This window comes from Turicibacter sp. H121 (assembly GCF_001543345.1).
In the GTDB taxonomy this organism is placed as follows: domain Bacteria; phylum Bacillota_I; class Bacilli_A; order MOL361; family Turicibacteraceae; genus Turicibacter; species Turicibacter bilis.
The window spans coordinates 1976672-2001280 of the sequence record NZ_CP013476.1 but is presented as its reverse complement, the minus strand read 5'-3'; the positions used below and the strand labels follow the sequence as shown (position 1 = coordinate 2001280).

General features: G+C 34.1%; 17 protein-coding genes. 3 read left to right on the top strand and 14 right to left on the bottom strand.

Translation table 11 applies throughout. The features are described 5' to 3' along the window. Window positions 1-251: 251 nt before the first annotated feature. The 9 genes from nifJ to AT726_RS12610 form a co-directional block, all read right to left on the bottom strand. Window positions 252-3827 carry a pyruvate:ferredoxin (flavodoxin) oxidoreductase gene (gene nifJ / locus AT726_RS09545; RefSeq protein WP_068759473.1) on the bottom strand — a complete coding sequence of 1192 codons (3576 nt, stop codon included), beginning with the start codon at window positions 3825-3827 and terminating at the stop codon, window positions 252-254. A 514-nt stretch (window positions 3828-4341) separates the two neighbouring features. Further along, window positions 4342-6099, bottom strand: coding sequence for an NADH-dependent [FeFe] hydrogenase, group A6 (locus AT726_RS09540; RefSeq protein WP_068759472.1), 1758 nt, complete (start codon window positions 6097-6099; stop codon window positions 4342-4344). Window positions 6100-6110: 11 nt separating this feature from the next. Beyond that, a complete protein-coding gene (gene nuoF / locus AT726_RS09535) occupies window positions 6111-7931 on the bottom strand; it encodes an NADH-quinone oxidoreductase subunit NuoF (RefSeq protein ID WP_055275696.1) in 1821 nt (606 codons plus the stop codon). Between the two features lie 27 nt (window positions 7932-7958). Further along, complete coding sequence (locus tag AT726_RS09530; protein WP_055243145.1) at window positions 7959-8327, bottom strand: (2Fe-2S) ferredoxin domain-containing protein; 369 nt, start codon at window positions 8325-8327, stop codon at window positions 7959-7961. Window positions 8328-8350: 23 nt separating this feature from the next. Continuing rightward, window positions 8351-8860, bottom strand: coding sequence for an ATP-binding protein (locus tag AT726_RS09525; protein ID WP_237297077.1), 510 nt, complete (start codon window positions 8858-8860; stop codon window positions 8351-8353). A 176-nt stretch (window positions 8861-9036) separates the two neighbouring features. After that, window positions 9037-9180 carry a hypothetical protein gene (locus AT726_RS12870; RefSeq protein ID WP_156344110.1) on the bottom strand — a complete coding sequence of 48 codons (144 nt, stop codon included), beginning with the start codon at window positions 9178-9180 and terminating at the stop codon, window positions 9037-9039. Window positions 9181-9568: 388 nt separating this feature from the next. Continuing rightward, on the bottom strand, window positions 9569-9916 hold the full coding sequence (locus AT726_RS09520; protein ID WP_237297075.1) for a hypothetical protein: 348 nt from the start codon (window positions 9914-9916) through the stop codon (window positions 9569-9571). 400 nt (window positions 9917-10316) lie between these two features. Beyond that, window positions 10317-10793 (bottom strand): NADH-quinone oxidoreductase subunit NuoE family protein, encoded by a 477-nt coding sequence (locus AT726_RS09515; protein WP_055243151.1) that lies wholly within the window; start codon window positions 10791-10793, stop codon window positions 10317-10319. Window positions 10794-11300: 507 nt separating this feature from the next. Then, complete coding sequence (locus AT726_RS12610) at window positions 11301-11393, bottom strand: YjcZ family sporulation protein (protein WP_082411206.1); 93 nt, start codon at window positions 11391-11393, stop codon at window positions 11301-11303. A 186-nt stretch (window positions 11394-11579) separates the two neighbouring features. Between AT726_RS12610 and AT726_RS09510 the strand changes: the two genes are divergently transcribed. Further along, window positions 11580-13103, top strand: a complete 1524-nt coding sequence (locus tag AT726_RS09510; RefSeq protein ID WP_068759471.1) for a peptidylprolyl isomerase — start codon at window positions 11580-11582, stop codon at window positions 13101-13103. Window positions 13104-13145: 42 nt separating this feature from the next. Here AT726_RS09510 and AT726_RS09505 read toward each other — a convergent pair whose 3' ends face one another. From AT726_RS09505 to pulA, 3 genes are all read right to left on the bottom strand, one after another. Beyond that, window positions 13146-14075, bottom strand: coding sequence for a 3'-5' exoribonuclease YhaM family protein (locus AT726_RS09505; RefSeq protein WP_068759470.1), 930 nt, complete (start codon window positions 14073-14075; stop codon window positions 13146-13148). Continuing rightward, window positions 14065-15543 (bottom strand): coproporphyrinogen dehydrogenase HemZ, encoded by a 1479-nt coding sequence (hemZ, locus tag AT726_RS09500; protein ID WP_068759469.1) that lies wholly within the window; start codon window positions 15541-15543, stop codon window positions 14065-14067. The genes AT726_RS09505 and hemZ overlap by 11 nt, the downstream gene beginning before the upstream one ends. Before the next feature lie 123 nt (window positions 15544-15666). Further along, entirely contained in the window at window positions 15667-17814 is a 2148-nt protein-coding gene (gene pulA, locus AT726_RS09495; protein ID WP_068759468.1) for a type I pullulanase, read from the bottom strand. Between the two features lie 293 nt (window positions 17815-18107). On the opposite strand from pulA, the gene AT726_RS09490 reads away from it, so the two are divergent. Then, window positions 18108-18740: a YczE/YyaS/YitT family protein gene (locus tag AT726_RS09490; RefSeq protein ID WP_055275683.1), complete on the top strand. Its 633-nt coding sequence runs from the start codon at window positions 18108-18110 to the stop codon at window positions 18738-18740. 200 nt (window positions 18741-18940) lie between these two features. Here the strand turns inward: AT726_RS09490 and AT726_RS09485 are convergent, their stop codons facing one another. Both AT726_RS09485 and AT726_RS09480 read right to left on the bottom strand, forming a co-directional pair. Next, the gene (locus AT726_RS09485) at window positions 18941-20704 is read right to left on the bottom strand and encodes a helicase-related protein (protein ID WP_055275681.1); all 1764 of its coding nucleotides are present in this window, start codon (window positions 20702-20704) and stop codon (window positions 18941-18943) included. Between the two features lie 234 nt (window positions 20705-20938). Then, entirely contained in the window at window positions 20939-22924 is a 1986-nt protein-coding gene (locus AT726_RS09480; RefSeq protein WP_082704895.1) for a sensor domain-containing diguanylate cyclase, read from the bottom strand. Between the two features lie 500 nt (window positions 22925-23424). Between AT726_RS09480 and AT726_RS09475 the strand changes: the two genes are divergently transcribed. Further along, window positions 23425-24552 carry a DEAD/DEAH box helicase gene (locus AT726_RS09475; protein ID WP_055275677.1) on the top strand — a complete coding sequence of 376 codons (1128 nt, stop codon included), beginning with the start codon at window positions 23425-23427 and terminating at the stop codon, window positions 24550-24552. Window positions 24553-24609: the final 57 nt, after the last annotated feature.

Here is a 24609-nt window from a genome sequence, read left to right as displayed (position 1 = left end):
ACTATCACGGGATATTTGGTATTTTTATCATCTTTTGTCATATAGTTCACAAAAATTATGATTTATCGTAACCCGTTACACAACACCCCATGCGTAAGCGTTATTTAAGCCCAGTTTCTATTATTTCTAAAACGATTTGACACTTTTTGTTATGTTGTGTCGAGTTATTATTAGTTGTTTTTTCAAGCTATTTCACATCACATATCAATAAAAAAAGCTTATCGGATAAATCCGATAAGCTTTTTTAAAAATTATTCTGCTGATTCTTTTTCTTCTAAAACTTCTACTTCATCAGAGAAATCTAATGCAGCCATACGTTGTAATTGACGGAAACGACGTTGTGAGTCACGACGATTTGCTTCTAATAATTCTTCAGCATGCTCTGGGTTAATTTTTGTAACTTGAGCATAACGAGCTTCACTCATTAAGAAGTCTCGGTATTTATCCCAGTTTGGTGCTTTAGAATCCATTTGTAATGGGTTTTTACCTTCTTCTAATAATTTAGGATCGAAGCGGTATGTTGGCCAGTATCCACATTCAGTCGCTAATTTAGCTTGGCTCATTGAGTTTGCTAATCCACCTTTAATACCGTGAGCGATACATGGTGAGTATGCGATAACGATAGATGGACCTTGGTGTTTTTCAGCTTCCATCATTGCTTTAATAACTTGTGCTTGATTTGCACCATGAGAAACTTGAGCAACATAGACGTGTCCATAAGACATTGCGATTGCTGCTAAGTCTTTCTTTTTACCACTCTTACCTGCTGCTGTAAACTTAGCGATTGATGCAGCACGTGAAGATTTAGATGATTGTCCACCTGTATTTGAGTAAACCTCAGTATCTAATACTAAGATATTAACATCTTCATTATTAGCGATAACGTGGTCTAATCCACCGTATCCGATGTCATAAGCCCATCCGTCTCCACCGATAATCCAGTTAGACTGTTTAACGATGTAATCTTTTAAGTCTAAAATTTCTTTAACTGCTTCATTTGAAGAATTTGCAATGGCAACTTCTAATTGAGGTGCTAATGCTTTTGTTACTTCTCCACTATAACGGTTTTCTAACCATTTAGTGAATAATTCAGATAATTCAGCCTCAACTTTATCCATATTTTCTTCCATTAATAATCCAATACGGTTACGTAATGTTTCAGCTGCAATATGCATACCGAATCCAAACTCAGCATTATCTTCGAATAATGAGTTTGCCCATGCTGGTCCATTTCCTTCAGCATTTTTTGTATAAGGTGTAGCTGGGAATGATGCCCCATAGATTGATGAACATCCAGTTGCATTGGCAATTGTCATACGATCTCCGAATAAACGAGTTAATAATGTGATGTATGGAGTTTCCCCACATCCAGCACATGCTCCTGAGAATTCGAATAATGGTTGAGCAAATTGTGAACCTTTAACTGTTGTTTTTGGCATTAAATCATCTTTGTATGTGACGTTGTTGAAGAAGTATTCAGCACGATCGACTTGTCCTGCTTCTAATTCTTCACTAATTGGAACCATAACTAATGCTTTGTTTCCTTTTTTACCTGGACAGATATGCGCACATACTTCACATCCTGTACAGTCTAATGTTGATACTTGGATACAATATTCTAATCCATCTAATCCTTTACCAATTGCTTTTAATGTACGTGTTCCTTCTGGAGCTTGCTCCTTCTCAGCTTCTGTTACTAAGAATGGACGGATAACTGCATGAGGACATACGTAAGCACATTGGTTACATTGGATACAGTTTTCTTCAATCCATTTTGGTACAAAGTTAGCAATTCCACGTTTTTCATACGCAGCCGTACCATTTGGCATTGTTCCATCTGCATAGTCTACGAATGCTGATACTGGTAATGCGTCACCTTTACTATGGTTGATTACATCAGCGATTGTTTCAACAAAGTGAGGGCGGCCTTCTTTAACATGTGCTTCTTCTGGTGTTAAGTTGGCCCATGCTGGATCAACAGTTACCTCAATTAAACCTTCAGCTCCTTTATCAATAGCAGCAAAGTTCATTGCGATAATTGCTTCTCCTTTACGTGAATATAATTTCTCCACGTATTTTTTCATTAATTCTTGAGCACGTTCATATGGCATGATTTGCTCATTTAATTTGAAGAATGCAGATTGCATAATTGTATTAGTACGACGTCCTAATCCAATTTCTTTAGCTAAAGTTACGGCATCAATGATATAGAACTTAGCATTTTTCTCTGCTAATTGCTTTTTGAAGCTATTTGGCATATGGTTAACAATTTCCTCTGCTGAGTGAACAGTATTTAATAAGAATGTTCCTCCTTGACGTAAACCGCTAATCATATCGTATTTACCAATATATGTATCCATTGAACATGATACGAAGCTTGGTGTTGATACTAAGTATGGTGCACGGATAACATCCTTACCGAAACGTAAGTTAGAACGTGTTAAACCACCTGATTTTTTAGAATCGTATGCAAAGTAAGCTTGTGCATATAAATCAGTATTTTCACCGATGATTTTGATTGTGTTTTTATTAGCTCCGATTGTTCCATCAGATCCTAATCCGAAGAATAATGCTTCTGTTACATCATCTCCTAAAACCATTACCTCATTATTTACAGGTAATGATTTGAATGTTACGTCATCGACGATACCTACTGTAAAGTCATCTTTCATTTCCCCAGCTAAGTTATCATAAACAGCAACAATATGAGATGGTGTTGTATCTTTTGATGATAATCCGAAGCGTCCACCTATGATTTTCGGTGCATTTTCACGACCGTGGAAGATAGAGCGAATATCTAAGCATAATGGCTCACTAGTTGCTCCTGGTTCTTTTGTACGGTCTAATACAGCGATACGTTCTACTGTTGATGGTAATACGTTGAAGAAGTATTCTGAGCTGAATGGACGATATAAGTGAACAGTGATAACCCCTACTTTACGTCCTTCATTTTTAATTAAATAATCAACGGTTTCTTTAATTGTTTCTGTGATTGATCCCATTGCAACGATGATTTCAGTTGCATCTTCTGCACCATAGTACATGAATGGTTTGTATTCACGCCCTGTGATTTCAGTAATTTTTTCCATGTAGTCTGCTACAATTGCAGGTACTGCATCAAAGTATTTATTTTGAACTTCGCGTGTTTGGAAGTAAACATCATCATTTTGTGCTGACCCTTTTGTTACTGGGTGATTTGGATTAATTGCACGTGCACGGAACTCACGTACTTTATCGTAATCTAATAATTTTCCTAAATCTTCATAATCCATTACTTCTACTTTTTGAATTTCATGTGATGTACGGAATCCATCGAAGAAGTGTAAGAATGGAACACTTGATTTAATTGCAGCTAAGTGAGCTACCCCACCTAAGTCCATAACTTCTTGTACTGAGCTCGTTGCTAACATAGCAAATCCAGTTTGACGTGCTGCATAAATATCTTGGTGATCACCAAAGATTGATAATGATTGTGCCGCAAGCGCACGTGCAGATACGTGAATAACACCTGGTAATAATTCTCCAGCAATTTTATACATGTTAGGTGCTTTTAATAATAACCCTTGTGATGCAGTATAAGTTGTTGTTAATGCACCCGCTTGTAAAGAACCGTGAACTGTCCCAGCAGCTCCTGCTTCAGATTGCATCTCAACTAATTTTACTGGTGCTCCAAATAAATTTTTCTTACCTTGTGAAGCCCATAAGTCTGTATATTCTGCCATCGGAGTCGAAGGCGTAATTGGATAAATCCCTGCTACTTCTGTAAATGCGTAAGAAACATACGCTGCTGCCTGACATCCGTCCATTGACTGGAACACTTTAGACATAACATTAACCTCCCTAATTAAATCGTATAAATAGAAATATCTTCATTATACTATACCTCATTCATTGGAACAATAATAGTAAAATGCTTTTATAACTATTTTTAGCAATTTTTAACATTATAATCAAATTGTAATTTTACCCCTATCCCTTCTATTAAAAGGTATAGATAATCTTAATATCAATTAGCCTAACTTTATAATCTTTTAATTTAAACTTATTAAATTAGGTCATTTTTGATTGCTACTTTATCAGTATACCTAATCTTTTTAAAGTCTCAAAGACATTTGCTTTTATTTTTAAACATTATAACCATTTTATCTTTATTCTTAATTTTTGAATCTTCAAAAGAAATGGGGTTTGACAATTTCTTTCTATTGAAACTATTCACTCAATTCTTAAAATTAACTAGTCCCCGTATAATTTAAACATCATTTGAAATGAGAAAATATTTTAAAAAAATCAAGAAACTATTTTGGTGATGAGCCTAATTTTTTAATGAAGAAGATTCAAGTATTATTGTGAGCTATACACGTCTTTTTTATGATAGGTTGTATGTAATAATTGATGAGCTTTATGACTATTTGGCGTACCAAGATACTCTTCATACATAGCTTTAATGACAGGATTTTCATGAGATTTACGAATTTGTCTTGCTTCATCATCTTCATAAAGAGCTTTAGCACGTTCAGCACGAATATCTAAACCTGAATTATATAAATAAGCGGGAACATGAGGTTGTCCACCACCTGCAACACAACCACCACTACATCCCATCACTTCGACAAAATGATATTTTTTTTCACCACTTAAAATTTGATCCACAATATCAAGTGCCTGTTTTCCTCCATGAACGACCGCAACGTTCAAACTTAACTCACCTATTTGAATCGTTGCTTCTTTTAAACTAGCTACACCTCGAACAGCTTCATATTCAATCGCATCCAGCGATTGGCCACTTAAAACATCTGCAGCGGTTCTCAAGGCAGCTTCCATTACACCGCCTGTTGCCCCAAAAATAGTTCCTGCTCCACTATATTCACCCAATGGATGATCAAAGTCTTCATCTGGTAAATTAACAAAATCTAACCCATACATCCGAATCATTCTTGCCAATTCACGTGTTGTAATTGAAGCATCTACATCTTGAATGCCATTCACGTTCATCTCTTCTCGTTTTAACTCTGATTTTTTGGCAATACAAGGCATAACTGACACACAGTAAATAGTAGTTGGATTAACACTATTTTTCTCTGCCCAGTAAGATTTTAAAATTGCACCAAACATTTGCTGAGGAGATTTACATGACGATAAATTCGGAATTATTTCTGGTCGATATTGCTCCACTAATCGAATCCAACCTGGTGAGCAAGAGGTGATCATCGGAAGTACTCCATCCTTATTAATACGTTCAATCAACTCATAAGCTTCTTCCATAATAGTTAAATCTGCACCAAAGTTCGTATCAAACACTTTACACGTTGGCCCACCAATACGTCGAAGTGAAGCTGCGATTTTACCATTTACTCGTGTCCCAAATGGTAATCCAAATTCTTCACCAAGTGCTGCACGTACAGCAGGCGCCACCTGAAAGACGACAATTTTATTTGGATCATTAATCGCTTGAATGACTTCTTCAATATTTGAATGTTCCGATAAAGCAGCTGTTGGACAAGAATTCACACATTGTCCACAATGGATACATCCAGCCTGATCCATACCCATTTCAAATGCTGGCCCAATATATGTCTTAAATCCGCGTTGATTAAATGCTAACACTTCAACTCCTGCTTTTTCACGACAAGCAGCGATACAACGTCCACATAAAATACACTTTGATGTATCACGTACAATTGAGTAAGAATCATCACGATAAATTGTCTCACGACGCTCTCCTTCAAATCGATCACTCTTACAGTTTAAATCATTTGAAAGTTGTTTCAATTCACAATTATGATTACGATTACACGTTGTACATTCAATATTATGGTTCGCAAGTAATAATTCAACCGTTGTCTTTCTCGCATTTAAAATTCGCTTAGAATGAGTTAAGATTTCCATTCCCTCACTAACTTTCATATTACATGCTGTAACTAATGACCGAGCACCTTTGACTTCCACAACACAAACACGACATGCTCCCGTCTCATTTAAATCTTTTAAAAAGCAAAGTGTTGGAATTTTAATTCCCACTTCCCGTGCTGCTTCTAAAATCGTATATGTATCTGGAACAACATATGGCATCCCATTTAAGGTAATATGAACTACTCCCATCTTTCCTCCTCCTATCGCTTAATAATCGCACTAATTTTAGTCGGACAAGTTGCCATACATGCCCCACACTTAATACAATCGACTTTATTAATCACATGACGACGTCGGCCGGTTTTGGCATTTACGACTTCTCCAATTGGCTTAATACATGCAGCCGGACAAGATTTAGCACACATTCCACACCCAATACATTTTTCAGTGATATAGTACTCTAATAACTTTGAACAAACACCAGCTGGACAACGTTTATCAATAACATGGGCCAAGTATTCATCTTTAAAATGATGCATTGTTGATAAAACTGGATTGGGTGCTGTCTGACCTAAACCACATAATGAATTAGCTTTAATGTAATCTGCCAATTGTTCTAATTCATCTAAGTCCGAAAGTTCACCTTTTCCTTCTGTAATCTTATTCAAAATTCCCATCATACGCTTTGTTCCTTCACGACAAGGTGTACATTTCCCACATGATTCATCACATGTAAAATCTAAATAAAAGCGTGCAATATCAACCATGCAGTTATCTTCATCCATAATAATCATTCCACCTGATCCCATCATTGAACCAAGTGCCACTAGATTATCGAAATCAATTTCTGTATCTAAATATTCTTCTGTTAAACAACCACCTGAAGGTCCTCCAGTTTGAGCAGCTTTAAATTTCTTACCATTTGGAATTCCTCCACCAATACCATAAATCACTTCTTTTAGAGTCGTTCCCATCGGAATCTCAACTAATCCAGTATTATTAATTTTCCCACCTAAGGCAAATACTTTCGTTCCTTTTGAACGCTCAGTCCCAATACTAGAAAACCAATCTCCACCTTTTAAGATAATTTGTGGGATATTAGCATACGTTTCAACATTATTTAATAAAGTCGGTTTTTCCCATACCCCTTTAACAGCTGGAAATGGTGGACGTGGACGTGGCATCCCTCGTTTCCCTTCAATCGACTCAATTAAAGCTGTTTCTTCTCCACAGACAAAAGCTCCTGCTCCTAAACGTAATTCAATATCAAAATCAAATCCTGTATTAAAGATATTTTCTCCTAACAATCCATAGTCATGAGCTTGCTTAATGGCAATGCTCAAACGCTTAACAGCAATCGGGTATTCTGCACGAACATAAATATATCCTGTATCTGCCCCAATGGCATAACCAGCAATTGTCATAGCTTCTAAAACAGCATGAGGATCTCCTTCAAGAATCGAACGATCCATAAAAGCACCTGGATCTCCCTCATCGGCATTACAAGCGACATATTTTTTATCACTCTTTGACTTATACGTAAATTCCCACTTTAATCCAGTTGTAAAACCTCCGCCTCCGCGACCACGAAGTCCGGACTTTTTCACTTCTGAAATGACCTCTTCAGGTTTCATTTCAGTTAAGACTTTAGCTAATGCCATATATCCATCATGCGCAATATATTCATCAATATTTTCAGGATTAATTTTTCCACAATTTCGTAAAGCTAATCGCGTTTGTTTAGCATAAAACTCTACTTCATTAACTGATTTAATCTCCCCATCTTCAATGGCTTCTTTAAATAATAAGTCTTTAATGATTCGTCCTTTTAAAAGATGTTCCTCTGCAATTCTCTTTGCATCACTTACTTGAACTTTTGAGTAAAAAGTTCCTTCTGGATAGACAATCATAATCGGTCCCGCTTCACATAAGCCAAAACATCCAGTCATCACCACTTGAACTTCCTGCTCAAGCCCTAGTCGCTCTAACTGTAACTCCAATTCCTTTTTAATTTCTCTTGATTTAGAAGATGTACAGCCCGTTCCCCCACAAATCAAGACGTGTGAACGATAATATGACATGAATCCCCCTCCTTTTGTTTAAAAGTATTAATTTAAGCTTGCATCAATAGTAAATTCAGATACGACATTTCCATTCACTAAATGTTCTAATACGACACGTCTCGTTTTTTCAGGCGTCATATGAACATAGGTCGTTTTCTCCGATTCATCATATACCTCAAATATTGGTTCATACGCACACATGCCAACACAGCCCGTTTGAGTAATCATTACCTCTTCTAAATGACAGTTATTCACCTCTTGAATTAATGTATTTAAGACAGATCGTGCACCAGCCGAAATTCCGCATGTTCCCATCCCGACGACAACTCTTAACTTTGAATGCTCTTGATTTCTTAACTGTAAATTTTTCAAAGTTTGTTCACGAATCTGTTCTAACTCTTTTAACGTCTTCAAAATAAACCCCCTCCTAATCATCCTTAATAAGATGTAAAAGAAAAATCTCCCGCTTCTAACTCTTTTTTCATCCACTCTATAATAGCTGAATGATTAATTGGAACTTCTCCAATTACTTGCTTAATAGACTGTGTCTTAAATTGATATTCACACTCCTCACTTCGATGAGTGTAATTAAAATCAATGATGGGTTCTAAATAGATTAGCGAAATTAATGTGTTATGAATATCGCCAAAGGGTGGTCGATCAATATGATCTAATCTTATTTTCAACGTTACCGTTGTTCCCACACCTATCTTCGAATCAATGAAAACTTCCCCCTCACATCGACTAGCCATTGCCGTAAGTAGAGGAATCCCCAACCCAACCTTACGAGTCGCCCGCGTTGTAAAAAAGGGATCTCTGACTCGATCGATCATTTCTTCTGACATCCCCTGTCCATTATCTTTAACCTTTATCATCAGGAGACTTTTTTGTTTGAGCTCAATCACATTCATTTCAACCAATGTAGCCTGCGCTCGTATCGAGTTCATCGTTAAATCCAGAATATATAACGATAAGTCCCTCATTTGGTCTCCCTCTTTAAATCATCAGAAAATAATCGGTTACGCTTTGAAACTTCCAAATAATAAAGGGGTTCATTAGATAAGGATATATGAAAGCTCTGGTGAAACCTGCCTATCTCCCCATTCATAAATTAAGAAATTAATTAAATTCCATCAATCATTAATGCTCCTGGAATAAATCCTAACTTAATCAAACTATTATAAGCTAACTTATTGAGATGTGCCACAACAACCATACCACCTAATCGATGAACCTGGAAAATGACATCTTCACAGGTCAAATTCATTAATTAAATGAGTAACCATGGAAACTCTCAATTACCTCATTGTGATGATTGATCCACCACTGATGTCCAAATAACTCTTCATTACTTTTCATTAAATTTAAATGGGATTCAATCAATATTCCAAAATAATCAGCTATCTCTAATGACTTAAAATAGCTCAATAAATCAACACCTTCTATCGTTTCAATTTCAATCCCAGGAATAAATAGGACCCCAACCTCTTCATCTACCTTGGAAACTACTCGTCAATTTCTTGTGCTATTATGATGAGTCAACGCGATTATATCTAGCTGTTTCAAACTTCACATTAAAACAATATCATTAGGTATCATAAAATCATCAGCACAAGGTGATAAGATGAAGTAAATATGTAAGTCATAATAAACGCTTATACCTCGATTAACTTGACGAGGTCAACCGCATCTAGAACGGATGAAATTAAAATAACTCCTCTTTCATTTGCCACATCGATTGTTTCCTGTGGAATGTCTACCCCGTCAACGACAATGACAGCACTCAAATTAATTAACGAAGCAACAGCAATCACATTAGGATGGGCTTGAATCGTTAGCCATATTTGGCCTGGTTTCGCTTTAGCTATGACAAAACTCAATAAATCCCCCACATATAAGCCGGATACCGTTACCGAATGTAAATTAACTCCCTTACTTAGGACTCGAAATCGTGAGTCATATAAGATTTCATTAAACTTCACACTCATCATCTCTTTCTGCATGATTTAAGACCATGTAATGGCTCAAATACTTGATGTATCATGTATTAACCCTCTAGCAACGTCTTATTTTTCCCGCTAACTCTAACATGATTGGACTTGGTGGTTTCCCGCTCAACAAAAGTAAATAATTAATATCTAATATTTCTGTGGTTCGTAACGATTTAACATGTGCTAATCGTGTATTCAATACCACTTCTTAGTTAACGTAAGCTAACACATCGCTCATCAAATCACAGGCAAATGCACTTTCAATGCATATTCTAATTGATCAGCAGATCGTAATATAAAACATTCTGATTAAAAAATGAATAATGGTTGATATCTTCAACGTCCCCCTCAATCTCAATCAGGAAAGTTGATAATCACTATCGTTCGAATAACGCTTACACACATAGATATACTAATTGTACTTATTTAAAATTGATGATACTTGTGTAGGATCGACTTTCCCATACACATCGTCATCAATTGTAATGACTGGTGCTAATCCACACGCCCCAATACAACGGGTTGCAACTAATGAGTATTTTCCATCTGATGTCGTTTGATCGGGTTCAATTCCTAACTCTTCTTTAAGTTTCTGTAAAATCGCTTGTGCTCCTTTAACATAGCACGCTGTTCCTAAGCACACTCCAACAACATGTTCTCCTTTTGGTTCTGTAGAAAACTGAGAATAAAATGTAACGACACCATGAATACGTGCAACTGAAACTCCTGTTTTATCAGAAATAAACTTTTGAACTTCTAATGGAATATAACCAAAAATATCTTGTGCTTCATGTAAAATAGGCATTAATCCATCCGTCTTATCTGAATGATTCTCAATAAACAACAATAACTTCTCAAAATTCTTTGGAGTTAAGCTTGAATGTCCCATCGTGACCTCCCCCTTAATTATTAAAGTCAAAGAGATTATATGCGAGTTAACCCTGGAATAATATGTATATTTTCATCTTTTATTCTCATTTTATTGACATTTTTATTTGATTTATAACCCTGATTAAATATTGACACAAGAGACAATAAAAGATCTTTTTCGCCACTCTAATCTCTTCACATCCTTTTAAATATATGTCTATTCTTATAAATTTAGACTTAAATCACAAAAAAGGACCTAACGGTCCTTTTTAATCGAGCATATTTTGAGCAATATATTTTGAAACATTCACTCATGAGTTCAATTACCTAAGATTCCTCGTATCACTCAAGTTATTTTTAGAAACCAAATCCACCACAGCAGCAGCTGATGATTACTAATAAAATGAATAATACTAAGATAAATGCACAATTATTTCCACACATAATAATTCGCTCCTTAACTAACTATTATTTAGGCTCTTTTCAGAGCATAAGATTTTTCTTCTATATCCAATCAATTCATTTCCTACCATGCACTAGATCCGCATCCCCAGCAGCATCCGATAATGACTAATAAGATAAATAAGACTAAGATAAATGCACAATTATTTCCGAACATAATCTCAACTCCTTTCCAGCCTTTCCACACAGTTTCCTGAGCTAATATATCCTATGAGTTTTTCACGATTTGGTTTATGTTTTTACTTAAATTCCACAAAAACCTACCAAAAATATGTTGTTACAAAATTTGAAAAATGATATGATTAAAAACGTTAAATCAAACAAAAAAGAGGATGTGAAAGTGATGAAAAAGTACTTCCTAGTAACAGCTGCACTTGCTACAACACTACTACTTGGTGCCTGTTCAAATAAAGATGAAATCGGTATGAAATTACCAAATGGAAACGACAATTTTATTACATCTGATGTGGCCAACATAACTAAACAACAAGTATTTGATGAAATGGTTACCGATGCTGGGTTATCTGCATTATTAGATCTAGTAGACTATGACGTCTTATCAACAAAATATGAAATCGATACAGCTAAAGTAGATAGCGCGATCGATATGTATAAACAAATGTATCCTGAATTTGAAGATTTCTTATTAGCTCAAGGATTCAAAAATGAAGAGGCATTACGTCAATATTTAGAATTAAACTTATATCGTGAAGCTGCTGCACGCGCTGCTGTTACAGTAACTGATGAAGAAATCCAAACAGCTTATGATGAAAAATACAAAAAAGATGAAGAAGCAGAATCAACTGAAGAATCAGAGTCAACTAACAGTGAGGAAACAAAGGAAATCCCAACACTTGAAGAAGTAAAAGATGAATTAACAGAAACATTAATTCAAAATAAATTAACAGATGAATTCATTGTGGCTACACTAGCAACTGAACGTGAAGCTGCTGGATTTGTTTTAACAAATGATTTCTTAGAAACACAATATAAAGAAATCTCAACAACATACGAAGAATCAAAAGAAACAAATTCTTCAATCATCGCTAAAATCACTGACCATGAATATACAGTTGAACAACTATATGATGAATTAGTTCCTGCATATGGATTATCAGATGGAATTTCATTAGTTGATGAGCAAATTTTAGAGAAAAAATATCCAGTTGATGAAAAAGAAGTTAAAGAATTAATTGATCAATTCAAAGTTGCTTACGGAACTAACTATTATCAAGCCATGGAATCTGCTGGATTAAAAACAGATGAAGAAATTTATAATTACTTCAAATTAGCACAATTACAAGATGCAGCTTTAGCTGAAGCATATCCTATTACGGATGAAATGTTACAAAAATTATATGATGAAACATTACCTAAAATTAGCGCTCGCCACATTTTAGTTGCTGATGAAGAAACTGCAAAAGAAATCATTGCTAAATTAGATGCTGCAGAAGATAAAGAAGCAACATTCAAGGAATTAGCAGGTGAATATGGAACAGATGGAACAAAAGAAAATGGTGGAGATTTAGGAACATTCGGTCAAGGAGAAATGGTTGCTGAGTTTGAAAATGCAGCTTACGCCTTAGAAGTCGGACACTACTCTACGGAACCTGTAAAAACACAATTTGGTTACCACGTTATCTATAAATATGCTGAAAATGAAAAAGCATCATTTGAAGACATGAAGGAAGAGTTAGAACAAACTGCTATGAAACAAGAGTATACTCAATTACGTTTAGAAACATTATTAATTAAATTCCGTTCGGAAGCTAACTTCAAATTTACAGATGAATTTTTACAAAAACGCTATGAAACAATCGTAGCAAACATCGAAGAATCAGCTGCTCAAGAAGAAGCTGCAAAATAATAAAAAAGAGTTAACGACTCAGTTGAGCCGTTAACTCTTTTTTTATTTATGATGATAAAAACGACGATTATCAAGCATTGGAATACGGTCACTCATTTGCCCTACTTCACAATGTCTAAGTGCAACCTCAATGGCTGTCATTTTGGCTGAAACAACATCGAGATAATGTAACAGCTCAGCTTCGATAATCATTGGCTCTTTTGGTGAACCCCATTCTAATTTTCCACGATGAGCAATCACCATATGTTTTAAGAATAACACTTCTTCTCCATCATATCCTAATTCTTTTGACGCCTCATCAATCATCGATACCATCATATTAATATGCCCAATCATTAATCCTTCAAGTGTATACTCAGTTTTAATACATTGCTCATAGCTCATCTCAAATAATTTTCCAAGATCATGTAATATAATCCCTGCATATAAAAGGTCTCGATTAACTAATGGATATAAATCACAATAAGCTGCCCCCATTTTTAACATTTCATAAACATGTTGGGCGAGTCCTGACATAAAAGCATGATGCATACGACTTGCGGCAGGATGAAGATAAAACTCTTGCTCATATTTTGTTAAAAAATAATTAAGAATATCTTTATAATACCCAGGTTTCATTTCATCTAAAAATCCTGTAATATCTGACTTCAAATTCTCTACTGTAAATTTTGAAGACTCTACATACTGAGAATAATCAACCTCTCCTTCAACCAATGAGACAGACTCAATATTAATTTGCTTCTGAGCATTATAAAGCTGTACTAGTCCTTTAACAGTTACAACTTGCCCTGCTTCAAAGGCATTTAACTCTTCAGGTTTTAAACTCCATTTATTGGCGAAAATAGAACCACTTTGATCGACAAACTCAAACTTTAAATAAGGCTTTTGAGCTGTTGTACGCCCGACATTGACTGATTTAATCATAACTGTTAACGTTGAAACTTCTTTAACCTTTAAATCTTTAATTTGCATGTGTATCACCTATTTCTAAACTTTCAATGAGTGTTTCTACTTTCTTTTGTGCATAAGTCTCATATGAATCAATATATGTTTTTAAATCTTTTGGATTATGAACCGATGTTCCAATTAAATATTTACTTGAAGCCCCGACCCCAAGTCCTAAAATATTTTGAGCTTCTTCCATGATTAAAATATTATAAATACTTTCCTGTCCCACCTTTGAATAACCGATATTCTCCATATTACCTGAAATATTTTTTTGTCGATATAAATAATAAGGGATATAATCATGAGCAGCAGCAAAATCATATGTCATTTGCCCCATTTCTTGTAATTCCTCTTTTGAGGCCGTTGTATACAATCCACGATTTTGAGTAATTTTCGAGCTTCGTTTAAAGGCTAACATATGAACAGTCAATGATTCAGGTTGTAGCTTTTCAATCTGCTCTAAACTATAAGCTAAATCCTCTTTTCCTTCATTTGGTAGTCCAACAATTAAATCCATATTAATATTATCAAATCCATGTTCTTTAGCCATGTAATATTTTTTAATGACATCTTCTACTGTATGGTGACGACCAATTTCATCTAATGTTTTTTGTTGGAATGATTGCGGATTAATACTAATACGATGAATATTATATCGCTTTAACAACTCTAATTTCTCAGGTGTAATCGTATCTGGACGCCCCGCTTCTACTGTAATTTCACGAACCTCTTGTGAATTTGCAATGTTTTCATAAACTGTAATTAATAACTTTTCAAACTGCTCTGCGGTTAACGTCGTTGCTGTTCCTCCTCCAAAATAAATTGAAGTGACAGATAATTGACGTTCTTTAATAAAAGCACCCACGATTTTAATTTCTTCAAGTAATGCTTCTAAAAATGGATCTACCCACTTTTTGAATGGTCCATGAGCATAAGCTGGGAATGTACAGTATGCACAACGTGTTGGACAAAATGGAATCCCAATATAAATACTCACTTCATTTTGAATCGTATGTAGGTCAGGAATCACTTTTAATTGATGATTGGCAACCTCTAGCAATAAATTAATTTTCTCATCTGAAACTAAATATTCTTCCTGCATATAATCTTTAATTTCTTGGTCGGTAAATCCACGCTTTTTCATTCCATGAACCAGTTTTGTTGGGCGCATCCCATTTAATAATCCCCATGATTGAACACGTCCAGTTTCACGTTGTAATAACAATAAATAAACAGCTAAATAAGCATATTTACGTGTCTTTGATTCATTCACTTCAAATTGTCGCTTAATCGTCTGCGTATCATCTTTCAAGGTTCCCGTCACCACAAGATAGTCACCATCAACCTCTTCTTGAAATTCAAACACTAATGCATACTCCTCTGCTTGGTTGATTGCAGAAGCTTGATAGAATGCTTGGTTTAAAACTTGCATTGAATTGAGAATTAATTCATCAACAACGCCTTCTACTTTAATATTCACTACTTCTGTCATGATGTGCACTCCATTTCTCAACAAAAACTCCTTAGCAGTGCTAAGGAGTTTTCACTATCTACTTTTATCTTTTTTGCGTTCATTCATCACCAAATGAAAGAGACGACTGATTCAAAGATCAAATCATTTCACTAGAATTATCGTACTGAGCGGTGCCATTTTCAATTCACCTTCAATCGATTTAATACCTTCCGTTCCACTTTGATGCTCATCAGCAATCAATATAAAATCATTTGTGACGATTGGAATATTTACTTCACGATTTTGTGTATTAAAGAAAATATGGATTTCGTCCCAACACCCATAGTCTTTAACATTTTTCAATGTATATTCTATCACAGAATGATGATGTTGAAAAATGCGTAGATGTTTTTTTACAAGAATTGCATTTGAAAAACGAAAAGCACCGTGAGCTTTACGGATTTTGATGTAGCCTTTAATCAAATTAATACTCTTTTCATGTTCATAAACTTCATCCCAATGAATAGCATTAATTTCATCTGAGACATTATAGCTATTTTCAATTCCATTCTTACTTCTAAAAAATTCCTGTCCACAATGAATAAACGGAATTCCTTGAGCGAAAATCACCATCGCTGCCGCTAAGATTTGACGTTTTTCACGCGTTTCATCATTTTCATCACTATTCGATAATTTCATCCGATCCCATAATGTATGATTATCATGACACTCGACATAATTAATACTTTGAGAAGGATCATAAAACATATATGTTTCGCCTTCGATCAAACCTGAACTACCTGCTAGCAACTGTTTTCCAGCATTCGCATATCCGAAATTTCCAAGCGCTAATCCTCGATCCTGATGATTAAAGGTATGTCCTTTAATATTATCCCGGAACGCATCATTAAAATGGCCAATTCGTGGTAGCTTAAAAGCATTAAACTTAGCAGCCTTTTGAGCTTGTGGTAATGGGGTATTCATATCCCACCCCTCACCATAAAGAAGAATACTTGGATAAAGTTCCTCACAAAGTTGACGAATTTCATTCATCGTATCAACGTCAATAATTCCCATCAAATCAAAGCGAAATCCATCGATTCCATACTCTTCTACCCAGAACTTAACTGAATCTAAAATATATTTACGAACCATGAGTCGTTCTGTTGCCAAATCATTACCACACCCTGTTCCATCTGATGGCATTCCTTGATAATCATAACGATAAAAATAAGTTGGAACCATTGCATCAAACGGGAAGGTCCGTCGTTCATAAACATGATTATAAACCACATCCATAATCACACCAAACCCATGCTCATGTAGGATGTTAACCATCGTTCTTAATTCATTAATACGTGAATAAGGATCTTTCGGATTTAAAGCATAGCTTCCTTCTGGAACATTATACTGGACTGGGTTATATCCCCAGTTATAAGATTGCTCTGGAAAGTTTTCATCGACACCAGCAAAATCGAAAATAGGCAGTAATTGAATATGTGTCACACCTAATTCCTTTAAATAAGACAGACCATAGTGATATCCTGTTTTTTCATCTATTATCTCTTCTGTTATCCCTAAAAATTTCCCACGATTTTTAACTCGTGAAGATGGATGAATCGTAAAATCTCGAATACTTAATTCGTAAATAATGGCGTCAGTCGGCTTATTTAGTTTAGGTCTCAACTCATGTTTAACTTTAACACATTTCAACGGATCCACAACGACACTATATTCTGCATTTACAGTAGAAGCTATAGCATAAGGATCAATCGTTTCTTGGCGTACTAAATTATTAACAATCTCATATCGATAACGACACCCTTCTAAATCTTGATAAATAGTCAGTTCCCATATTCCCTTAGATAGTCGCTTCATACGTCTAAAATGGGTTACATCATTTTCATATAAAATTAATTGAACTTGTGTAGCAGTTGGTGCCCATAGTTTAAATCTTGTCATGTTCTTACTGTAACTTGGCCCCAAATCATCACCATTATAATAAAACCGTTTATCAAATTCTTCAGTTCTCGCAATATAACCTAAAAATAAATAGCTTGTATTTTTATAACAATCCATGACTTGATATTCAGTTCCTACTGTGACAAATCCTTGGATAGATAAGCTATATTTTAACTCGTTACCAAAATCAAACTTCTCTTCTACCTTTAACTCATAAGCCTCTGATGTCATCATATTGATAAGCTTAAATGGAGCAATTTCTCCATTATAATAACTTTTTGGAACAAGTATTGTAATTTTATTATATTCATCTAAATAAGATGAATATCTACCTTGTGTTATTAACATCAGACACCTCCTCCCCACTTCGACTTCTTGTGATCTCTCTATGTATTTCACCTACTATTATTGATTTTTCTTAGATAAAATAATCATTATCATACAATAAATCCCTAATATTTCATTCTAATTATATTATATGCTTTTTCCATTTAGTAGTTTAACTTACTTTTAATGGAATATAAAAAAATAAATACGACAAAATAACATATAGTAGTTGACTTTTTATCATATTTTTTATATTATGTATACAGTTTCAAATGTAAGGGCTATTTATTTTACAGTCTCATAGGAGGATTATAATGAGTAAATTTAATATTAAAAACTATATCGTTCGAATCATGTTCTTTTTAGTAGGATGTTTCATTATCCAGTTGGGGGTAGCATTCTTTATTAAATCAAATACTGGGGTTGATTCTTTTACAATCTTTATGCAAGGTTTAGCAAATTTATTACACATTACTGTTGGCCAAGCTAATATTTTAGTTATGGGAATTGTATTTATTGGTATGTTAATCTTCACTCGTGAATACATCCGTTTAGGAACATTCTTAGCTGTTATTACAGCAGGACCATTCTTAGATTTAATTAATAACTTATTAAATAACGTAGGTATTGATGCTTTACCATTAATTGTTCGTTTATTAATTGTAGCTATTAGCTGTGTTGTTATCGCAATTGGATTCTCAATTTTAAAATCAGCTGAATTAAGTGTTGCTCCAACTGACCAATTACCATTAATTATTGTTGATAAAACAAGCTGGCAATACAAATGGGTTCGTATCACAATGGACGTTATCTTCATTGTAGTTGGTTTCTCTTTAGGAGGAGTTTTAGGACTTGGAACAATTATCACAACACTTTTAATTGGACCATGTATCCAATACTTCTTACCAATTATCGAGAAAAAAGCAGAAAAAATTATTCCAAATTAATTAAAATTATATTCAGTTGAATAAGTAATCCAGCTATTATTTGGATGATACTAATGAAAAAAGATTAACTATTAATTTATTAATATCAGCTTATTCACAAGATCCCTAATAAGTAAAAAAAAGCAACTTTTAAAAAGTTGCTTTTTTTTATTTTGGATATACAGAAACATATTTACTGCATTATATTTAAAAACTTTCATTTAGAGGCGCAGTAATAAATAATTCAATTTTTTACTAACCTTAGAGCGTTCACGATAAACCCAATTTATATCAAATTCGAGATGGAACACTTTTGAAAAAGAGTAATATAAATTAACTTCTTGATAGTGAATTTCAAGTATTTCAAGATCTTCAGCATGTAGACGAGGTTTCGTTAATTCACTATTTCCATTGATAAAGTGTTCCTCGATATAGAGTAATAATAAATTCAATAAATCCATTTGCATGAAATTTACAGGTAGTTTCATAATTTTCCATTGTACCCATTGCGAGAGCTTATAGTGTTTAATTTGAGTCAATACAAACAAATACCGCTCGATATCCATCTTTTTATAATGGTGAATATCTTGATAATGATTTTCCCAAATCATTAGTTTCTCAATCAAAGGAATCCCTTTAATTTCAAGCATCGATTCATGTGGACCAATAATAGCCTGCTGAATGACTTCATCTTTACATTCTAGCTTTTCTTTTACAAATGCCAAATGCTCATCTAAGCCTGTGACATAGCCGATTTCATAAATCCCTTTGCGTCCTGCTCGTCCAGCAATTTGTTTTACCTCTTGTGACGTCAATTCACGAACGACTTCCCCATCAAACTTTTTAGCACTAACAAATACAATTCTTCGAATTGGTAAATTAACTCCCATCCCAATGGCATCAGTTGAAATGAGTAACTCACTTTGTCCCTCACTAAAGGATTGATATTGAATTCGACGTACTTCTGGTGGTAAATCTCCATAAATAATACTCGTCTTAAACCCTCGATCTTGATAATATCTGGATAGTTCTAAAACTTTCTTTTTAGAAAATGCAATCAGAGCATCCCCTTTAATCGGTTTATTTAATTGATAAGCAGTAGACTCAAACTGTAAGGGAATATTACGGAAATACTCGATACACTCGTATTCATCCCCACATTCAGTAATCATTTGGATTAATAATGACTTCACATTAAGTGCGCCACATAAATGAATTTCTGGACTTAAAATCCCTAAAATAGCACGTGTCCAAGATGCCCCCCTAATACTATCTTGAATCAATTGAACCTCATCAATGACTGCGACATGATACTCTTTTTCTAAATCCAACTTTTCGATCGTACAACTAATATGATGAGCCCCTTCAATCAGTACCTCCTCTTCTCCTGTTAACAAATGACACTTAACGCCATCTTGGTTCATTTTCTCGTAATTTTCAAGTGCCAATAAACGAAGTGGAGCTAAATAGATTCCATCCTCTCCTAATTCAAGTTTCTTCATCGCATGATAGGTTTTTCCTGTATTCGTCTCTCCTAAATGTAAATAAAACTTACGTTTCATCTGACGTGCTATAGGGTACTCATCTTTCGGATGTGACGGTAAAATAGCAAAATGAGGAGAATTCATTAATCCTGGTAAATAACGACTAAGTAAAATATATAATACTCCATTTTGCATGTATTCTTCTTCAAATCCCTCAATCACTTCTTCCAGTCGATATTCAGTTTCATTCTCCTCATTATATAAATTTAAAATTTGTTCTGATGCGTCATTTAGTAACCTTAAATAGTCTTGATAGATTTGTTGCTCATTCGTTTCTTCTAGTTGATTCAATAAATATTGAACAACTTTCATTTTTTTCCGAATAGTTGCTTCTTGATTTAATAATACTCCCATCGACCTAGTCTTAACATTTAGTTTTAGTTGAGTAAGGTGCGCCTTAAGTTTTTTAATTTCTTTATCAATCCCTTGTATTTTCTTCATAAGACACCTCTTTCACTCTTTGCCATATTGCTCATCAAGCTTTAAGGTTTCTAATAAATAGTATGTTTCATCTTAGCGTAATATCATTTCATTCAAATAAAAAATAGCCTTTTAAACAGACGAGTCATAAAAAAATCTCTACCCTTAAATTAATCTCTTAAAAATCATTTCCCAAAAAGAAAAACCTGATTAAATAACACCAACTTGGTCGATTATCTCAGGTTTTTTAATTCTTTAATTTTCACTTACTTTTGAGGGAGCTAATTTTTCTAATATTAATCTCCTGTAGCTTGTCACTTGATCACGTCCATTGGTTTTTGAATGATACATTGCTTGATCCGCTGCATAAATTCCATCGTCTAACAAATCTTCATTAAATCGATACTCGTGAACGCCTAAACTTGCTGTCACTTCTTTTATTCCTAATTGATTAAATCTAAAACTAAGCTCCTTCAATTCTTCTCTTAATTGTTCTGCAAATTCACAAGCTTGATCAATATTCCGATGATTTAAAAAGATGATAAACTCTTCTCCTCCATATCTCCCAATTACCGTATCACGATTACGCTTGGTCTTCAATAAATTACTAAATAGTTGAATAACTTGATCACCTATTTGATGACCATATGTATCATTAATAAGTTTAAAATGATCAATATCAATCATGATAACACTCATTGGATTTTTATGTTTAGCTAGCCGATATAATTTTTCTCCTTTTTTTAGTGCCTCTACTCGATTATATAAACTTGTTAATCCATCATAGCGAGCCAAATAAGCTGTCTGACGATATAACTTAGCATTTTCTAAAGCAATAATAATATAAGAAGCTAAAACACTTAACTTAGTTAAATCGCGTTGAGTGTATGAGTTAATTTCATAAGATTGAACAGTAATATACCCTTTAACTTCATTACGAATGATTAAAGGACAACAAAGTATGGATTTAATACCTTTTTGAAATAAAATCGTTTCATCCTTTTTTAACTGATATAGTTCATATTCTTCATCTAAATTATTAATAATTAAATTTTCCTTTTGTTTAATACAATAAACGCCTAAACTATTCTCATCGTCTAAGCTAACATATCCAGAGTTCAATCGATTACCTGATTCTAAATATATTAAATAGTCTAAGCAATTTTTCTCTTCGTTAACCTCTGTAATAGCTAATACAGTCGTATCCATCATTTTAGAAAGTTGTTCATGAACATGAATGATTAATTTTTCCAAACTTAATGTTTCTGTAAACGAACGACCGATATGAGAAATAGTTTCTAATTCATCATAGAGTGACTTAAAAATCTTTGCTTCACTAATATATTTCTCTCGATTAATTCGCTTCTCCCAAAGCTCAGAACGCTTTAGGTGAGCCTTTCTTTCTACTTCCGAACATTTTTCATAATAATGCAAGGCAAGTTCAAAAATATTTAATGATTTATAAAATTCAATTAAAGCCCTACATATATTAACAGATAGTAATGGACTTCCAAGACGCTTAACGTAATGATCAGCTTCTAACAGAAATAGCTCTCCTCTTAATTTATTATCCTTCGCTAACTCGATTTTCCCCCACTCATAATACGTTTGTGCCAGGTATTCTAAAAAATTTCCTTCCTGTGCTAGACGAATTGATTCTTCAAAGCTTTCCTCATATACTTTATCATCACCAAGTTGATAATAAACTTTTCCTCTCATACGTAAAGTTTCTGACAATAATGCCGGATGATTAAGGTTAAGTACTCGTTCATAAGCACGATCAATCAAATACTTAGCTTCCTCAAGATTATTATCGACTAAACAAATGCCAGCTTCTAACTGATCTAAAGATACTTTATTCCCCTCCACGACTGGTTCTTTTAAACATCTTATCAATTTTACTGCTTCTTTTGCTTCCTCATATTTTTCTAATGCATAATAATTAAATGCAATATTTCCTAACGTTAATAGTAATAATTGATCATCCCCTGATTCCTGTGCCAGTCTTAGTCCCTTCACTCCAAAATCAATACTCTCATCATATAGGCCAAGGTTAAAATAACCACACATTAAACCACTGTAACTTTGGACTATCCCAGCTTCATCTTCATTTTTTTCAAAAATTGATATAGCCTCATCCCACAAATCAATAGCCGCCTGTGTCTCCCCTTGATTAAGCAATAAATATCCTAACATATTAAGCAACTTAGCCGCAATAAGATTAAATTGCTGACTTCTCATTATTGAAATTAATTGCTTAATCTCACTTGTAGAGACTTCATTGCACCTTCTCTGTTCAGCAACAAATGTTAATACCTTCTCTATATCTGATTCAGTTTCAAAAAATTTATCGTATAAACATTTAACTTTTGGACTTACGTTATTCAGTTTCAGCCTCCATCACCTTCCCAGTTTTTACCTATGTCAGTTAAATTCTAACATATAACAGATTAAATGTATCGACTTTTCATATAGTTTTTAATACAAAAATACACTATATGTTCTTTTTTTCTGCAAAGCATTATTAACAATAATATTTTATTAGTTTCCTTTTGCTAAAGAATTCCCCCTTTACTTTTTATCACCAAGTATTTTATTACTATAATCAACGGATTACGTCACTTCAATCTTAATTGTAAACACAGTATATCAATTATAAATCACTATAAATTAATTACTCATGTATTTTTGCATAGACTATGGTATGATTAATTGAATACAAGAACGAAAGGTATGTCATTATGAATTTTAAAGATTTAGGGATTAGTGAACCATTGGTTCAAGTTTTAAAAAAATCAGGAATTACAACTCCTACTTCAATTCAAGAAGAGTGTATTCCATTAATTAAAGACTATAAAGATGTAATTGCTCAGGCTCAAACAGGAACCGGAAAAACATTAGCTTTCTTATTACCATTATTTGAAAATATTTCACCTGATGTCTGTGCAACTCAAGCATTAATTATCACGCCTACTCGAGAGTTAGCTTTACAAATTACAGAAGAAGCTAATCAATTAGCTAAAGGAAAAGCTATTAATGTGTTAGCAGCTTACGGAGGACGCAATATCGGTTCTCAGCTAAATAAATTAAAAGGTACTATTCATTTAATCATTGCAACTCCTGGACGATTAATTGACCATATTGAACGTGGAACAATAGATTTAAATAAAGTTAAAACAGTCGTCATTGATGAAGCAGATCAAATGTTATTAATGGGATTTAGAAATGAAGTTGATCAAATTTTAAGAGCAACTCCTCGTAATCGTCAAACACTATGCTTTTCTGCAACAATGGCACCAAATGTTAAAAAACTTGCTTACCACTATACTTACTCACCAACAATGGTAACGATTGAACCTAAGAAGGTGACGATTGATACGATTCGTCAAGAAGTAATTGAAACAACGGATCGTTGGAAGGCAGATACACTTTGCCAAGTTCTTGAAGAAGATAATCCATTCTTAGCCATTATCTTTGCTCGTACTAAGCGTCGCGCCGATGAATTATTTGCTAAAATGAAAAAACGTGGATTTAACGTTCAAGTCATTCATAGTGATATTGCACAAAATAAGCGTGAACGTATCTTAAAATCCTTCCGTGATGCAGATTTACAATACTTAATTGCAACAGATGTTGCTTCACGTGGACTTGATATTAGTGGTGTGACTCATATTTATAACTATGATGTTCCAGAAACACCTGAGATTTATATTCATCGTATTGGGCGTACAGGTCGTGCAGGTGAAGATGGATACACATGTATGTTTGTCGCACCAAAAGATAATCTCGAATTTAATATGATTGAACGTAAACTACGTCGCAACTTACCAAAGCGTCAATTAAAGGAAGAATTACGCAAAACAAAATAACAAAACACAGCCATGCTGTGTTTTTATTTATCGCTTTTCTTCTCAATCCTATATCTT

Excerpts from the sequence above, each read along its gene's own strand:
- nifJ (WP_068759473.1), bottom strand. The coding sequence starts at position 3,827 with ATGTCTAAAGTGTTCCAGTCAATGGACGGATGTCAGGCAGCAGCGTAT.
- AT726_RS09540 (WP_068759472.1), bottom strand. The coding sequence starts at position 6,099 with ATGGGAGTAGTTCATATTACCTTAAATGGGATGCCATATGTTGTTCCA.
- nuoF (WP_055275696.1), bottom strand. The coding sequence starts at position 7,931 with ATGTCATATTATCGTTCACACGTCTTGATTTGTGGGGGAACGGGCTGT.
- AT726_RS09525 (WP_237297077.1), bottom strand. The coding sequence starts at position 8,860 with ATGAACTCGATACGAGCGCAGGCTACATTGGTTGAAATGAATGTGATT.
- AT726_RS12870 (WP_156344110.1), bottom strand. The coding sequence starts at position 9,180 with ATGAATTTGACCTGTGAAGATGTCATTTTCCAGGTTCATCGATTAGGT.
- AT726_RS09520 (WP_237297075.1), bottom strand. The coding sequence starts at position 9,916 with ATGCAGAAAGAGATGATGAGTGTGAAGTTTAATGAAATCTTATATGAC.
- AT726_RS09515 (WP_055243151.1), bottom strand. The coding sequence starts at position 10,793 with ATGGGACATTCAAGCTTAACTCCAAAGAATTTTGAGAAGTTATTGTTG.
- AT726_RS12610 (WP_082411206.1), bottom strand. The coding sequence starts at position 11,393 with ATGTTCGGAAATAATTGTGCATTTATCTTAGTCTTATTTATCTTATTA.
- AT726_RS09510 (WP_068759471.1), top strand. The coding sequence starts at position 11,580 with ATGAAAAAGTACTTCCTAGTAACAGCTGCACTTGCTACAACACTACTA.
- AT726_RS09505 (WP_068759470.1), bottom strand. The coding sequence starts at position 14,075 with ATGCAAATTAAAGATTTAAAGGTTAAAGAAGTTTCAACGTTAACAGTT.
- hemZ (WP_068759469.1), bottom strand. The coding sequence starts at position 15,543 with ATGACAGAAGTAGTGAATATTAAAGTAGAAGGCGTTGTTGATGAATTA.
- pulA (WP_068759468.1), bottom strand. The coding sequence starts at position 17,814 with ATGTTAATAACACAAGGTAGATATTCATCTTATTTAGATGAATATAAT.
- AT726_RS09490 (WP_055275683.1), top strand. The coding sequence starts at position 18,108 with ATGAGTAAATTTAATATTAAAAACTATATCGTTCGAATCATGTTCTTT.
- AT726_RS09485 (WP_055275681.1), bottom strand. The coding sequence starts at position 20,704 with ATGAAGAAAATACAAGGGATTGATAAAGAAATTAAAAAACTTAAGGCG.
- AT726_RS09480 (WP_082704895.1), bottom strand. The coding sequence starts at position 22,924 with ATGAGAAGTCAGCAATTTAATCTTATTGCGGCTAAGTTGCTTAATATG.
- AT726_RS09475 (WP_055275677.1), top strand. The coding sequence starts at position 23,425 with ATGAATTTTAAAGATTTAGGGATTAGTGAACCATTGGTTCAAGTTTTA.